We start from the raw sequence: 14,760 nt of genomic DNA on the forward strand, positions 1-14,760 counted from the left end.
GTGCGAAATGAAAACTCTGGTGCCGATGTCATGACGGAACTGCTGACCTCTGCGCAAATGCGCGCGATCGAACGTGCGGCCATCGAGTCGGGCGAGGTGACCGGGCTGGAGCTGATGGAACGCGCCGGGCGGGGCGTCGTCGAGGCGATTTTCGAGGAATGGCCGGAGCTTGCCGGGACGGATGCGGATAGCGGGGCGGGGGGTGTTGATCGTCTGGCGGAGGAGGGGGGCGTTGCCCCCCGGCCTGCGGCCTCCCCCCAGGATATTTGTGAACAGAAGAAGTTCAGGGCGGTGGTGCTTTGCGGGCCGGGGAATAATGGCGGCGATGGGTTTGTCGTTGCTCGGCTGTTGAAAGAGCGCGGCTGGGAGGTGGAGGTTTTTCTCTACGGCGATCCCGAGAAACTGCCGCCGGATGCGCTGGAGAATTACGAGCGGTGGGTAGGGAACCGGAGCATCCACAAGTGGGATGACAATTTGATTGAGGACACCCTCGATGAGTGTGAGCATGATCTGGTTGTCGACGCGGTTTTCGGAACCGGCCTGACCCGCCTGATGCCGGACGATACAGAACGCACGTGGCATGGTTTCGTGCCCCGGGTCTTCAGCTGGCACCAAAAGGATCGGCCCAAATACGTCGCTGTCGATATTCCCAGCGGCATATGCAGTGACTCGGGCCGCAATTTGGAAGGGGCATTCCCTACCGATCTGACAGTATCGTTCCATCGCGCGAAAATCGGGCACTACTTGTTGCCCAAAGGTCCGCCGCAGGGCGGAGCGGTTTGGTGTGGTAAAGTGGTCGTCAAGGATATCGGGCTCAAAGCTTCCTATGTCGCCGGCGCTGTGCGCTTGTGCGATCCGACGAAATCAACTTTGACCAAGTTCAGCGATACTCACAAATATTCCCACGGCCACGCCTTGATTCTTTCCGGCGGTCCTGGCCGGACCGGCGCGGCGCGGATGGCGGCGCGGGGGGCGCTTCGTGTCGGGGCCGGGCTGGTGACGCTGGCGGTGCCGCCGGCGGCGCAAGCGGAGGTGGCGGCGCAGGTCACCGCCATCATGCTGCGGCGGGTGGGCGATGCTACCGCCTTGGCCAAGGTGCTGGAGGATGCGCGGTTCAACGCGATCGGGCTGGGCCCGGCGCTTGGGCTGGACGAGGAGGCGGCGGCGCTGGTTGCCACCGCGCTGGAGGCCGGGCGGGCGACGGTGCTGGATGCCGATGCGCTGACCCTTTTGACGCAGGACGCGGCGCTGTTTGCCAAGCTGCATCAGAATTGCGTGCTGACGCCACATGCGGGCGAATTCAAGCGGCTGTTCCCGGACATTGCGGCGAAGCTGGAGGCCGCGCCGCTAAAGGGACCGGCCTATTCCAAGGTGGATGCGACGCGGGAGGCGGCGAAGCGGGCGGGCTGCGTGGTTCTATTCAAGGGGCCCGACACGGTGATCGCGGCACCGGACGGGCGCTGCAGCATCAATTCGGCGCAATACGAGCGCGCGGCTACCTGGCTGGCGACGGCGGGGTCGGGGGATGTTCTGACCGGGTTCATCGCCGGATTGCTGGCGCGTGGCTTCGACCCGATGCAGGCGGCGGAAACGGCGGCCTGGTTGCATGTAGAATGCGCGTTGGAATTCGGTCCCGGCTTGATTGCCGAAGACCTGCCCGAACAATTGCCGAACGTGCTGAAACGTCTGCTCAGCCGGCCATGACCGGCGCGGTGGCGCATTCCAGTTCCAGACCGTCGGCATAGATCACCTGCGGGCTGTCGAACGAGAGGCGGAACACCATGTGCTGGCCGCGCGGCTGCAGCCGGACATATTCGCCGTCGATCAGGCGACGGGCGTCGACGAGGGCCTGATCGGCGTCATAAAGCGCCCTGGCGCGCCAGTCGCGGATCAGGATTTTTTGCCGCGAGGGCAGGATGGTGTCCGCGTCGGGGCGGTCATGGCCCAGCGATCCTGCGCGGATGCGCACGGTTTCGCAAATCTCGAAGTCGTGGTCGATCGCTTTCAGGGTCACCAGCCCGGTGTTGCGGGTGATGATCCTGTCGCCCGGAGCAAGGGTTTCGACCGGCAACGCGCCGTCTTCGGTCAACACCAGCGTGCCAGGCATGAGCCCGTTGACAAGTTCCACGCGGCGCGTCGCGGGGTTTTGCCCGCTCGTGCGCCCGGAAGTTTTGAGTTCCATGGGCGATTATCCTACTGCTCTGCCTGCTTTTTTGCAGTCAGACTAATCATCTTAACGGCGCTTGTCCCGCTCTTTTTAGCGATTTATTCGTTGCAATAGGGCTGAATTTTCTTCTCGCATCCGCCCGAACTGTTTGCTAGATAGCGCCGGAACTGCAGGCAGTCGCGTCTTTGACGGGGCTGCCTGCCCGATTTTTTGCGGGTGTGGCGAAATTGGTAGACGCACCAGATTTAGGTTCTGGCGCCGCAAGGCGTGGGGGTTCAAGTCCCTCCACCCGCACCAAGGTTGAAAAGAAGGACGAGAACATGCAGGTCACCGAGACCCTGAATGAAGGCCTCAAGCGCGCTTACGAGATGATGCTGACCGCGCAGGAGCTTGACGACAAGGTAAACGCCAAGCTGGCCGAGGCGCAGCCGGAAGTCGAAATGAAAGGTTTCCGCAAGGGCAAGGTGCCGATGGCGCTGCTGAAGAAGCAGTTCGGTCAGCGCCTGCTGGGCGAGGCGATGCAGGAAGCCGTCGACGAGGCGATGAACAAGCACTTCGAAGACTCCGGTGAGCGCCCGGCGCTGCAGCCCGACGTTCAGATGGTCGGCGCTGAAGACTGGAAAGAAGGCGACGACATGAAGGTCACCATGACCTACGAAGCGCTGCCCGAAATTCCCGAAGTCGATTTCTCGGGAGTCGAGCTGGAACGCCTGGTGGTCAAGGCCGACGACGCGGCCGTTGACGAAGCGCTGGCATCGCTGGCCGAAACCGCTCAGGATTTCGAGGACCGCAAGAAGGGCTCGAAAGCCAAGGACGGCGACCAGATCGTGTTCGATTTCGTCGGCAAGGTCGACGGCGAAGCCTTCGAAGGCGGTTCTGCCGAGGATTATCCGCTTGTGCTCGGATCGGGATCGTTCATCCCCGGTTTCGAAGAGCAGCTGCTCGGCGTGAAGGCCGATGAGGAAAAAGCCGTCACCGTGACCTTCCCGGAAGATTACGGCGCGGAAAACCTGGCCGGCAAGGAAGCCGTGTTCGACTGCACCATCAAGGCGGTCAAGGCCCCGAAAGCCGCTGAGATCGACGACGAGCTGGCGAAGAAATTCGGCGCAGAGGATCTGGCCGCACTGAAGGCACAGGTCACCGAACGTCTGGAAGCCGAGTACCAAGGCGCCGCGCGTCAGGTTCTGAAGCGCAACCTGCTGGACAAGCTGGACGGCATGGTGGCGTTCGATCTGCCGCCGTCGCTGGTCGAGGCCGAAGCACAGCAGATCGCGCATCAGCTGTGGCATGAAGAAAACCCCGAGGTGCACGATCACAACCACGACAAGATTGAGCCGACCGAGGAGCATAACAAGCTGGCCGAACGCCGCGTGCGTCTGGGCCTGCTGCTGGCCGAACTGGGCCAGAAGGCCGAGGTCGAGGTCACCGATGCCGAAATGACCCAGGCGATCATGAACCAGGCCCGCCAGTACCCGGGTCAGGAACGCCAGTTCTTCGAGTTCATCCAGCAGAACCAGCAGATGCAGCAGCAGCTGCGGGCGCCGATCTTCGAAGACAAGGTTATCGATCACGTGGTCGCACAGGCCAAGGTGACCGACAAGGAAGTCGGCAAGGACGATCTGCAGAAAGCCGTGGAAGCGTTGGAAGACGAATAAGTCCGACCCAGAATCGATTTCGCCAAAGGCCGCCCCTCGGGGGCGGCCTTTTCGGTTTCGCAGGATGATTTCCGGCTGTGTGTTGACCGCGTGCGGCTGCTGGCGTTTTCTGTCTGCGACCACAGGGAGGACAAGATGGAGCACACCAGCTTTTCAAAGGATGATTTCGACGCGTTTCGCGCCAATGACCGGCCCGGGCCGATACATATGCTCAACCTGGTCAAACTGCGCGACAGGGCGGACTATCCTGATGGTCGCAATGCAACCGGGGCCGAAGCCTATGCCGCCTATGGCAAGGGCAGCGAACCGGTTTTCAAGCGGTTGGGCGGGCGTATCGTCTGGCGCGGCAAGATGGAGCAGATGGTCATCGGGCCCAAGGACAAGGAATGGGACCTGTGTTTCATCGCCGAATACCCCAGTCCGCAGGCTTTCGTCGACATGCTGAAGGATCCGGAATACCGCGAAGCCATGCTGCACCGCCAGGCGGGGGTGGCGGATTCCCGTCTGATCCGGATGGCGCCGCTGCAGGTCGGTGACAATTTCGGAACGTAAAATGGCTGGCCCCGGTAATCAGTACGGGGACCAGCCATTTTGGTTATGCGTGGGTGGGTGCGCAGCAGTTACGCGTCGCACCGGTTTTGCACGTCCCCGCGCAGGATTTCGGCCAGTTCGAGCTTGAGCGCGAGCGCCGCGACCTTTTCTTCGTCATTTGCCGCGCTGGCAACCTGGGCTTCGCAATATTCGCGCAGGTCTTTCCGGGTCGGCTTGCGCACCGCCTCCGGTTCCGGGGCGAAGTCATAGGCCGATTCCAGCGTGATCTCCCGGCTGCCATTGCCGGCGCTGCCGTTGTTTTCCTTGAACAAGCTCAGCACCTCATCGTCAGAGCCAAAGACATCGTGGTTGATACCCGCGAAATCGCGAATACCGGCGATCCGTTCCTCGGAACAATCCATCAGCGCCGCCATCGCCTTGACCTTGCCCATCTGCTTGGGTGTTCCAAGGTAATCGTAGGGCGCGTTGCGCGAGCGCTGCATCACCCGGTTCATCACCGGATCGATCACCGCCACCGCGTCCAGAACACCGGCGTCGCGGGCATATTCGAAGGCCCCGATCATGACTTCGCTAGTGACATAGGAAATCGAATTGCGGGTCGTGCGGCCCTTCAGTTTCTCGGTATCGACACAGAACCGCGTGGCTTCCCAGATACGCGAACTGCGCAGCGGCGGTTCGCCGTCAAGGATGTCATAGAACACGTCGGCCAGCATGTGCGGGCCGGTCGTCTGCAGCAGGCGCATGCACCCTACGACATCCCCATCGTCGTCCAGGCAAATCACATGGGCGGGATTGAGAGCATCGAATTCATCGATCTCCATTCCGTTCTTCACGGTGACTTCCCATCCCAGGCGGTCAGCGAAGACGCGGGCCCGCAGGGCATGCATTTCGGCCAAGATATCGGAAAATAAGTGTCTGTTCAGTGCGTCTACAACAATAATCATGAGTGGTTCCCCTACCATCGGTTATTTTTATCAAATGTGAACCGAATAGTAGGGGAATGGCCATTAGGGGTTTCCCGTATAAACCCAAAATTAGCTTAAAGATTGCGGAAAATCTTTTATCCGGGGTGGATCATGCCCAGCGTGATCGCGCGCCCGACAGCCTGCGCAGTCGTAAGCGCCCCCAGTTTTTCACGGCTGGACCTGATATGGACTTCGACCGTTCGATGCGAAATCGACAGGATGTCGCCGATATCCTGCTGGGATTTTCCGGCGGCGACCCACTGCAGGATTTCCTTTTCGCGGGTCGACAGAGCAGGGATCGCAAGCGCCTTGGGCAGCAATCCGGACTTCATGACGTTATCATGCATGTGTACAGCGGCAAATTGCAGTTCACCGATGACTTCGGCTTTATATTTCTTCCATTCGGAATCGGAACATTTGCGGGTCACGCTGAGCAGCCCGCAATCGCCATAAGGGCCACGGACCGGTACGCTTATGCCGCGATCGGTGATGCCGAAATCATAGGCATCGGAAAACACCGCGTGGAACTTTTCATCATGCTGGAAACGAGCCCAGTCGACCGGTGCGATGCTTTGCATGGAGACAGACAGCGTCGGGTCCAGCCGGTGCAGGCCCCGCTTGGTATAGTGATCCTTCCAATCCTCGGAATAGTTGGCGAAACCCTGAACGTCGCCGGTGACCATGTTCGTGGTGGCATAGGACGCGTAATCGAAGCCCAGCTCTTTGCAGAGGCTTTCGATGAAGTTCAGAAACCTGTCGTCATCGTTAACCGAACTTAGGTCGATCAGATTCATTGTTGTATTCTTACTGTGCCTGACAACTACCAGTTTCCGTGAGCCTCGTTCCGCGGAGTGAATGCGTCACATCCGGCTCATTTTCGTTCAACGTGCGGTGGCCTGCTGAGTTCTGGCATCGCCCTTTTTGTTTGTGGTGACGCTACGATAAAGAGCGCAACAACTAAAGGTTACGTAACGCAGCATGGCCCAAATAGTGGCTCAACGCAATTGTCTGGTTAAAAAAAGAACTGCGCGGAATTTCCGCGCAGTTCCAACAGTCATCCTGAGAAGGTGACTTATTCTTCTTCGGTTTCTTCCGCTTCGCCAGCGTCCGAGGCCGGAACCACATCCAGTTCTTCGTCTGCCGCGGCCGATCCGATATCGTCGAACAGTTCGGCGATTTCGAATTCCGCTTCCGCTTCGGCTTCGGCGGCCAGTTCCTGGATCGACTTGCCCGACGCCTGAAGTTCGGCTTCTTCTTCCGAACGGGCGACGTTCAGTTCGATCTGAACCTGAACTTCGGGGTGCAGGGTGATGTCAACCTTGTGCAGACCCAGTTCCTTGATCGGGGTCGGGATGACGATCTGCTTGCGGTCGACCGAGTAACCGCCTGCGGTGGCAACGTCGGCTGCGTCACGCGGGGTGACCGAACCGTAGAGGTTGCCGCCGTCCGAGGCCTGGCGAATCACGACGAACTGCTGGCCGTCTAGCTTTTCGCCGAGCGCTTCGGCTTCTTTGCGGGTTTCCAGGTTGCGGGCTTCCAGTTGCGCTTTCTGGGCTTCGAAGCTGGCCTTGTTGGCCTCCGAAGCGGTCAGGGCCTTGCCCTGGGGCAGCAGGAAGTTGCGGGCGTAGCCGGACTTGACGTCGACGACGTCGCCCATCTGACCCAGCTTGGCCACGCGTTCGAGAAGGATAACTTGCATCTGTTCGTCTCCTTACTTCACGGCGTAGGGCAGCAGGGCGAGGAAGCGGGCGCGCTTGATGGCGCGAGCCAGTTCACGCTGCTTCTTGGCCGACACTGCGGTGATGCGCGAGGGCACGATCTTGCCGCGCTCGGAAATGTAGCGCTGCAGCAGTTTGGTGTCTTTGTAGTCGATCTTCGGCGCGTTGTCCCCGGAGAAGGGGCAAACTTTGCGGCGGCGGAAAAACGGTTTAGCTGCCATTGTTTAGCTTCCTTATCTTGGGGTTACGAACGGCGCTCGCGGCGATCGCCACGGTCGTCACGTTTCTGCATCTGGACGGAGGGGCCGTCTTCGTGGCCTTCGACCTTGATGGTCAGAACGCGCATGACGTCGTCATGCAGGCGCATCAGGCGTTCCATTTCCTGCACCGCCGGCGCCGGGGCGTCGGTTTTCAGGAAGGCGTAGTGGCCCTTGCGGTTCTTGTTGATCTTGTAGGCCATCGTCTTGACGCCCCAGTACTCGCTGTCAACGACTTTGCCGCCGTTGTCCGCCAGTACGGTGCCGAAATGTTCGATAAGGCCTTCAGCTTGCGTGTTGGACAGGTCCTGACGCGAGATGAATACATGCTCGTAAAGCGGCATGTGCACTCCTGTTCATTTTCAGGCGCATTTCATAGGAGGGTCAATTCCTTCCGCGACCCATCCACGAGAGACTGCGCGGTTCAACATAAATATGCGGAAGGATGCGGGCGTATACGATGGATCAGGTGATGTTGCAACCCAAAGAAACGGATTGTGCGCCTGTTGCGCCTCCGGTCGGCCCCCGGGGCCGGGTTCGTCCAGACTTTGCCGCATTTTTGCCAGAAAGCGAAGCCTACATTTGAAAAGCGAAACCTGCACTTGACCGGTGCCCAAGAGAAAGGGGATGCCATGGACTGCGAGGCAAGCAAACAGGAACAGGCGCTGATGGCAGTCGTGGCCAACCCGGCGCGAAATTTCGCGGGGGACGTTCTGACCTTCTGCGGGTTGGTGATGTGCCTGTCCTCACTCGGCCTGTGGGTGCAGCCCGAAAACCTGGCCGAGCCGGGGGCGATGACGATGCGCGCCCTGCTGACCTGTTTCCTGAGCGGGATAGGATACATGCTGTTCAAAACGGGCCGGACCGGTGGCGACGAATTCGCCATCGACATCGAAAGCGGCAGGCTTTTTCAGCTTCCCGGCAGAAACGGCGGATTCGCCGGGCTGCAGCGCCACCGCACCCTGAAAGAGCTGGAGGTTCTGGAGTTCGCCGAAGACACGCTGTTGGCGCGGACCAAGGGCGGCAGCGACATCCTGCGTGTCGCGTTTGCAAATCCCTTGCCGCAGGCCGCTCTTGACCGTTTCGCAGCACGGCGGAAACCGTCCATCGCGATCTGATCGCGATCCACGAACTGGGAACGTCCCGCCATGCTGCCCGACCCGGGCAAGAGTGGCGTTTGTCTTGTTATCGGCGACCGGGGCGTTTACATCACGTCAAAACAAAACGTGATGAGGGGCGTCATGACAAAAGCATTCGTTTTCCCCGGACAGGGGGCGCAGACCATCGGGATGGGCAAGGCACTGGCCGATGCCTATCCGGCGGCGAAGGCCGTGTTCGATGAAGTTGACAACGCTTTGGGCGAAAAACTGAGCGCGCTGATCTGGGAAGGGGAGCAGGACCAGCTGACCCTGACGCAGAACGCTCAGCCCGCGCTGATGGCGACATCGCTGGCCGCCTTGAAGGCGCTGGAATCCGAAGGTGTGGTTCTGGCCGATCAGGCGGCCTTCGTCGCCGGTCATTCGCTGGGCGAATATTCGGCGCTGGCGGCGGCTGGCGCGCTGAGCATTTCCGATGCCGCGCGGCTGCTGCGCACCCGCGGCAAGGCGATGCAGGAAGCGGTCCCGGTTGGCGAAGGCGCGATGGCGGCCTTGCTGGGGCTGGATTTCGCCGCCGCCAAGGCCGTCGCGGAAGAAGCCGCGATGGGCGAGGTCTGTCAGGCGGCGAATGACAACGATCCCGGTCAGGTGGTGGTGTCGGGCCACAAGGACGCGGTCGAACGCGCCGTGGAACTGGCCAAGGAAAAGGGCGCCAAGCGCGCGGTCCTGCTGCCCGTCAGCGCCCCGTTTCATTGCGCGCTGATGGAACCGGCGGCCCGGGTGATGGCCGAGGCGCTGGAAGACGTCGATATCAACGAACCCTCCGTGCCGCTGGTCGCCAACGTGGTGGCCGAAGCGGTCAGCGATCCGGCGACGATCCGGTCGCTGCTGGTCGATCAGGTCACCGGGTCGGTGCGCTGGCGCGAAAGCGTGATGTGGATGGCGAAAAACGGCGTGACCGAGGTCTGGGAAATCGGTGCGGGCAAGGCGCTGTCGGGCATGATCCGTCGGATCGAACGGTCAATCGCCTGCACCGCAATCGGCACGCCCGAGGATATCTCGAAAGCTCTGGCCAATCTGGGCTGAGCCGGAAACGGAATTTCCGGTCCGGCGCTGCGCGACGGGCCGAAGCGATGAAAAGGAACAATCGAAATGTTTGATCTGACCGGAAAATGCGCCTTGGTGACCGGGGCGTCGGGCGGTATCGGCGGTGCCATCGCCAAGGCGCTGCACGATGCGGGCGCCACCGTGGGGCTGAGCGGCACGCGGGTGGAACCGCTGGAGGCGCTGGCCGCCGAACTGGGCGAGCGCGCCCATGTTCTGCCCTGCAATCTGAGCGATGCCGAGGCTGTCGACGCGCTGCCGAAACTGGCGATCGCGGCGATGGGGGGGCTGGATATCCTGGTCAACAATGCCGGGATCACCCGCGACCAGATCTTCATGCGGATGTCGGACGACGAATGGCAATCGGTGCTGGATGTGAACCTGACCTCCGCCATGCGGCTGTGCCGCGGCGTCATGCGCCCGATGATGAAGGCGCGTTGGGGCCGGATCATCAACATTTCCTCGATCGTGGGGGCCACCGGCAACCCGGGTCAGGTCAACTATGCCGCCGCCAAGGCCGGCATGGTGGGGATGACCAAATCCATTGCCTACGAGGTCGCCAGCCGCGGAATCACCGCCAACGCGGTGGCGCCGGGCTTCATCGCCACCGCGATGACCGAGAAGCTGACCGATGATCAGAAGGAAAAGATCAACGCGCAGATTCCGGCCGCCCGGATGGGCACGCCGGAAGAAATCGCCGCGGCCGTTCTGTACCTGGCCAGCCCCGAAGCGGGCTATGTCACCGGCACGACGCTGCACGTGAACGGCGGCATGGCGATGCTGTAAACAGGCAGCGCCCGTGCGAATGCGGATTCGCGCGGGGCTGTAAAAAATCCTTAGCAATCCCTGCAGGGGGTTGCGAAAGCGTTTGCCTACGCCGCACCATGTGCTATAGGCCACGCAGATTTTTCCGGGGGAGGGCGTGCCAGCCCGCGGGACATCCCGTTTTTTCGCGGGAAAGGAGCCGCCCGTTCGTTGGGCACATATCAAGCCTGCCCGCGGGCAAGGGCGACAATTCGGGCACTATGCCCTAAAGATGAGGACATAAAATGAGCGATATCGCAGACCGCGTCAAAAAGATCGTTGTTGAGCACCTGGGTGTTGAAGAAGACAAAGTCACCGAGAACGCATCGTTCATCGATGACCTGGGCGCGGACAGCCTGGACACCGTTGAACTGGTCATGGCGTTCGAAGAAGAATTCGGCATCGAGATCCCCGATGACGCCGCTGAAACCATTCAGACCTTCGGCGACGCGGTGAAATTCATCAGCCAGGCTTCGTGATAGCTCAATATCACTGATTTCCATGAGCCCTCGCCGAAAGGCGGGGGCTTTTCTTTTCGGTCATGGTTTCTATATGCGCTGCGGGGTTAGGCGGTGCGGTTTTGTCGCTCCGGTCCAAGCCGTCGCTAAGCCGTTTTCCGCTGGCGGTGACCGGTCGCTGCCGCCTATAAACCCCGCCATCCACTTGCGCCGCTGGCGCGATCCAAGCTATTGAGAACCTCGAACCGTCGAGGCAGAGGAGAGCAGAATATGCGTCGAGTTGTTGTAACCGGACTGGGCATGGTGACACCGCTGGCATGCGGTGTCGAGGAAACCTGGTCACGGCTTCTGGACGGGAAATCGGGCGCCGGTACCATCACGCGTTTCGATGCAAGCCACCTGGCCACCGACTATGCCTGCGAAGTGCCGATGGGCGATGGCTCCGACGGCACCTTCAACCCCGACGACTGGATGCTACCGAAAGAGCGCCGCAAGGTCGACGATTTCATCCTCTACGGCATCGCCGCCGCGACCCAGGCCGTTGAAGACGCCGGCTGGAAACCGGAAGACGACGAAAGCCTCGAACGCACCGGCGTGTTGATCGGATCGGGTATCGGCGGGCTGCAGTCGATTGCCGACACCGCCGTTCTGATCAAGGAAAAGGGCCCGCGCCGGGTGTCGCCGTTCTTTATCCCCGGTGCGCTGATCAACCTGATTTCCGGTCAGGTCAGTATCAAGTACGGCTTCAAGGGGCCGAACCACGCGGTCGTGACCGCCTGTTCGACCGGCGCCCACGCCATCGGTGACGCGTCGCGACTGATCCGCTATGGCGACGCCGACGTGATGGTCGCGGGCGGCGCCGAGGCGGCGATCTGCGAAATCGGCATCGCGGGCTTCAACGCCTGCAAGGCGCTGTCGACCAAGCGCAAGGACGACCCTCAGGCGGCCAGCCGCCCCTATGACAACGATCGTGACGGTTTCGTCATGGGCGAAGGGGCCGGCGTTGTCGTTTTGGAAGAATACGAACACGCCAAGGCGCGCGGCGCCAAGATCTATGCCGAGGTTCTGGGTTACGGTCTGTCGGGCGACGCCTATCACATCACCGCGCCGTCGGAAGATGGCGAAGGCGGCGAACGGGCGATGCGCGCGGCGCTGAAGGATGCCAAGATCGACGCGTCGAGCATCGATTACATCAACGCGCACGGCACCTCGACCATGGCCGACACGATCGAGTTGGGCGCGGTGGAACGGCTGCTGGGCGATGCGGCGGGCAAGGCGACGATGACCTCGACCAAATCGGCGACCGGGCACCTGCTGGGCGCGGCCGGCGCGATCGAGGCGATCTTCTCGATCCTGGCGATCCGCGACCAGGTGGCACCGCCGACCATCAACCTGGACAATCCGGCGGTGGAAAGCTCGATCGATCTCGCCCCGAACAAGAAGCGTGAACGCGACATCAACGTGGCGCTGTCCAACAGCTTCGGCTTTGGCGGCACCAATGCCAGCGTGCTGTTCGGAAAGGCCGGCTGATGTGGCGGGCAGTTGCCTCTAACGCGCTGACCCTGCTGATTGTTTTCCTGTTCCTCGGCGGTGGCCTGATCCTCTGGGGCAAGCGCAGCTATGAAACCACCGGGCCGCTGGAGCAGGCGATCTGCGTGCGGGTGGAGCCCGGGTCGAACATGACCAAGATCAGCCGCAAGCTGGAAACGGACGGCGCGATTTCCAATGGCACGATCTTCCGGCTGGGCGCGGATTATTCCGACAAATCCGACCAGCTGAAGGCGGGCAGCTTCCTGGTGCCCGAGGGCGCGTCGATGCGGGACATCGTCGACATCCTGACCCGTGGCGGCGCCAGCACCTGCGGCACCGAGATCGTGTACCGGATCGGCGTGACCCGCAGCGAATTCGTGCTGCGCGAACTGGACCCGGCCACCAATCGTTATGTCGAACAGGCGGCTTATGATCCTGCCGGCGACGAAGCGCCCGAAGCCTTTGCCGAGCCGCTGTCGCGGGCCGATACCCGTCACCGCATCGCGTTGGCCGAAGGCGTGACCAGTTGGCAGGTCGTCGAGGGGCTGAAACAGGTTTCGGTCCTGACCGGCGATGTCGTCGAACTGCCCGCGGAAGGAACCCTGGCGCCGCACAGCTACGAGGTGCGTTCGGGCGATACCCGTGGATCGGTCATCGGGCGGATGGCGGCGGAGCAGGATGCCATTCTGGAAGAGGCCTGGAAGAACCGGGTCGATGGGTTGCCGCTGGCCAGCAAGGAAGAGGCGCTGATACTGGCCTCGATCATCGAGAAGGAAACCGGGGTGCCGGAAGAACGCCGCCAGGTGGCGAGCGTTTTCGTCAACCGGTTGAAGCAGGGGATGCGGCTGCAGACCGACCCGGCGGTGATCTATGGCATCACCAAGGGGCAGGGCGTTCTGGGCCGCGGGTTGCGGCAGAGCGAACTGCGCCGCGAAACGCCGTGGAACACCTATGTAATCGCGGGGCTGCCGCCGACGCCGATCGCCAATCCGGGTCGTGCCAGCATCGAGGCGGCGCTGAACCCGGCGGAGACCGATTACGTGTTCTTCGTGGCGGACGGATCGGGTGGCCACGCCTTTGCCGAAACCCTGGCCGAGCATAACGCCAACGTCGCCAAGTGGCGGCGGATCGAGGCGGAACAGGATAATCAGTGATCAAAAGCACCCGCTTCGGCGGGTGTTTTTTTGGTTCGATGGCCGGATTTATGCGCCTCGCGGATCATGGCGGTGACGCGTGGCGGTGGTTTGCAGTTTCAGAAGGGCGAGCAACTGTCGCGGTGCGTGAAGAACGCAACGCTGTGCGGGCCGACGCCAAGACACCCGTCGATCCAGTTGCCCGCGTATGTCTGCCCATCCCGTTCCAGGGTGCCGAAACCGTTGGGCAGGTTGTCCTTGAAGCTGCCCTCGAAGCGGGTCTTTTCCTCGTAGTCTTTTCCGACGAGGATTGTCGCCGCGCCGTTGAGTTTCCCGCCTTCAAACTCCCCTTCGTCGGTCTCGTAGAGAGATCCATAGTGGTCGGACCATGATGCGATGCCGGCACCGGTTGCCAGTCCATCTGCGTCGCAGGCGCCATTCCATTGCACGGCCTCGTTTCCACCTTGGGGGAAATTGTTCCACAATCTGCAACCGGTTTTGGCGTCTGCCAGCCAGTCGGCGTTTGTCGTCTTCCATGCGGCCGAGGCTTCGAGCGCGACCTCGGTGAGCGCGGTAAACGCGACGCTAGAACTGTGGGCGCGCAACCGGTCAATATCTGTCGCGGAGGTAAGCCGGCCTTCCTCGGTAACTGCGTGGTCTTCGGTCAGGATGACGCCGGATATTGCGTGCGAAAAGGCATGCGAAGGACCGCCTTTGTGGTTCCAGCGGATATCAAGCCTGCTGCGTTCCCGTTTGTCGAATTGGGTTGCGGGCCAATCCTTCCAGACCATCGTTTCGGGTGATCCGACCGAACCAACGGTAACGCCAATTTCGGATTGTAAAATGGAAATGGCCTCTGCAACCGGTGTTTCCTTGCCTTGAAAGGTCCGCTTCGCTGTCAGGGTGTAGAGACGTTTCCTGCCGCTTGGGAACCTGACGAAACCCAAGTCAACTTGGCTGTCTCCATCGCGCGCGGAAATATGAAAGGCATATTGTTCAAAATCGAATGCGCCGCCCCAAGGGAGAATGCGCTGCAACAGGCGCTCCAGGCGATTGTGGTCAACTCTGAAATCCATGTCGCGAAGGGCACGGGTGACATCCTTGATCGGCATGCCCGCACATATTTGCCGCCAGCAGGGTTCGGCGACAACGCCCGCGAAAGCCGGGCCTGCCAAGCCTGTCAGGAGTACGATCTGCGCGATTGCCTTGCGAACCATGAGGATCTTTATCATCCGGGCCTTGATCAGAAAATGACGCAGGTCAAACCCGTCAGGTGGCCAGATGTTGGGGCCTGCTTTCGGATCATGCCCGCCCAGATGA

Annotated in this window: 16 protein-coding genes and 1 tRNA gene; 10 read left to right on the plus strand and 7 right to left on the minus strand. The window is 61.3% G+C overall.

Annotated features, from left to right (window positions below):
• The first annotated feature begins 30 nt into the window (after window positions 1-30).
• Window positions 31-1,704 carry an NAD(P)H-hydrate dehydratase gene (locus tag IT775_RS11615; RefSeq protein ID WP_212701281.1) on the plus strand — a complete coding sequence of 558 codons (1,674 nt, stop codon included), beginning with the start codon at window positions 31-33 and terminating at the stop codon, window positions 1,702-1,704.
• Here IT775_RS11615 and IT775_RS11620 read toward each other — a convergent pair.
• On the minus strand, window positions 1,691-2,182 hold the full coding sequence (locus IT775_RS11620) for a Hint domain-containing protein (RefSeq protein ID WP_212701282.1): 492 nt from the start codon (window positions 2,180-2,182) through the stop codon (window positions 1,691-1,693). The two genes, IT775_RS11615 and IT775_RS11620, sit on opposite strands and share 14 nt — an antisense overlap.
• 197 nt (window positions 2,183-2,379) lie before the next feature.
• Here IT775_RS11620 and IT775_RS11625 point away from each other — a divergent pair.
• The 3 genes from IT775_RS11625 (at window position 2,380) to IT775_RS11635 (ending at window position 4,374) form a co-directional block, all read left to right on the plus strand.
• A tRNA-Leu gene (locus IT775_RS11625) sits at window positions 2,380-2,464 on the plus strand.
• 23 nt (window positions 2,465-2,487) lie between these two features.
• Window positions 2,488-3,822 carry a trigger factor gene (gene tig / locus IT775_RS11630; protein WP_212701283.1) on the plus strand — a complete coding sequence of 445 codons (1,335 nt, stop codon included), beginning with the start codon at window positions 2,488-2,490 and terminating at the stop codon, window positions 3,820-3,822.
• A gap of 135 nt (window positions 3,823-3,957) precedes the next feature.
• Window positions 3,958-4,374 (plus strand): DUF1330 domain-containing protein, encoded by a 417-nt coding sequence (locus tag IT775_RS11635; RefSeq protein ID WP_212701284.1) that lies wholly within the window; start codon window positions 3,958-3,960, stop codon window positions 4,372-4,374.
• 68 nt (window positions 4,375-4,442) lie between these two features.
• On the opposite strand, the gene IT775_RS11640 is transcribed toward IT775_RS11635, so the two are convergent.
• The 5 genes from IT775_RS11640 to rpsF form a co-directional block, all read right to left on the minus strand.
• The gene (locus IT775_RS11640; protein WP_343231140.1) at window positions 4,443-5,261 is read right to left on the minus strand and encodes an acyl-homoserine-lactone synthase; all 819 of its coding nucleotides are present in this window, start codon (window positions 5,259-5,261) and stop codon (window positions 4,443-4,445) included.
• 173 nt (window positions 5,262-5,434) lie between these two features.
• Entirely contained in the window at window positions 5,435-6,133 is a 699-nt protein-coding gene (locus IT775_RS11645; protein ID WP_212701286.1) for a LuxR family transcriptional regulator, read from the minus strand.
• A 278-nt stretch (window positions 6,134-6,411) separates the two neighbouring features.
• Window positions 6,412-7,038, minus strand: a complete 627-nt coding sequence (gene rplI / locus IT775_RS11650; protein ID WP_212701287.1) for a 50S ribosomal protein L9 — start codon at window positions 7,036-7,038, stop codon at window positions 6,412-6,414.
• A 12-nt stretch (window positions 7,039-7,050) separates the two neighbouring features.
• Window positions 7,051-7,278, minus strand: coding sequence for a 30S ribosomal protein S18 (gene rpsR / locus IT775_RS11655; RefSeq protein ID WP_008328567.1), 228 nt, complete (start codon window positions 7,276-7,278; stop codon window positions 7,051-7,053).
• Between the two features lie 23 nt (window positions 7,279-7,301).
• Entirely contained in the window at window positions 7,302-7,658 is a 357-nt protein-coding gene (gene rpsF / locus IT775_RS11660) for a 30S ribosomal protein S6 (RefSeq protein ID WP_212701288.1), read from the minus strand.
• A 288-nt stretch (window positions 7,659-7,946) separates the two neighbouring features.
• Between rpsF and IT775_RS11665 the strand changes: the two genes are divergently transcribed.
• The 6 genes from IT775_RS11665 to mltG all read left to right on the plus strand — a co-directional run bounded on the left by IT775_RS11665 (window position 7,947) and on the right by mltG (window position 13,461).
• Window positions 7,947-8,432 (plus strand): hypothetical protein, encoded by a 486-nt coding sequence (locus IT775_RS11665; RefSeq protein ID WP_212701289.1) that lies wholly within the window; start codon window positions 7,947-7,949, stop codon window positions 8,430-8,432.
• A 123-nt stretch (window positions 8,433-8,555) separates the two neighbouring features.
• Window positions 8,556-9,497 carry an ACP S-malonyltransferase gene (gene fabD, locus IT775_RS11670; protein ID WP_212701290.1) on the plus strand — a complete coding sequence of 314 codons (942 nt, stop codon included), beginning with the start codon at window positions 8,556-8,558 and terminating at the stop codon, window positions 9,495-9,497.
• 66 nt (window positions 9,498-9,563) lie between these two features.
• Complete coding sequence (gene fabG / locus IT775_RS11675) at window positions 9,564-10,301, plus strand: 3-oxoacyl-[acyl-carrier-protein] reductase (protein WP_212701291.1); 738 nt, start codon at window positions 9,564-9,566, stop codon at window positions 10,299-10,301.
• Between the two features lie 263 nt (window positions 10,302-10,564).
• Window positions 10,565-10,798 (plus strand): acyl carrier protein, encoded by a 234-nt coding sequence (locus IT775_RS11680; protein ID WP_058261235.1) that lies wholly within the window; start codon window positions 10,565-10,567, stop codon window positions 10,796-10,798.
• A gap of 249 nt (window positions 10,799-11,047) precedes the next feature.
• Complete coding sequence (gene fabF / locus IT775_RS11685) at window positions 11,048-12,307, plus strand: beta-ketoacyl-ACP synthase II (protein ID WP_212701292.1); 1,260 nt, start codon at window positions 11,048-11,050, stop codon at window positions 12,305-12,307.
• Entirely contained in the window at window positions 12,307-13,461 is a 1,155-nt protein-coding gene (mltG, locus tag IT775_RS11690; protein WP_212701293.1) for an endolytic transglycosylase MltG, read from the plus strand. Before fabF ends, mltG begins: the two co-directional genes overlap by 1 nt.
• 98 nt (window positions 13,462-13,559) lie before the next feature.
• Here the strand turns inward: mltG and IT775_RS11695 are convergent, their stop codons facing one another.
• Window positions 13,560-14,672 (minus strand): MORN repeat-containing protein, encoded by a 1,113-nt coding sequence (locus IT775_RS11695; protein ID WP_212701294.1) that lies wholly within the window; start codon window positions 14,670-14,672, stop codon window positions 13,560-13,562.
• Between the last annotated feature and the right edge of the window lie 88 nt (window positions 14,673-14,760).

Source organism: Thalassovita aquimarina, from assembly GCF_018219815.1.
GTDB lineage: Bacteria > Pseudomonadota > Alphaproteobacteria > Rhodobacterales > Rhodobacteraceae > Thalassobius > Thalassobius aquimarinus.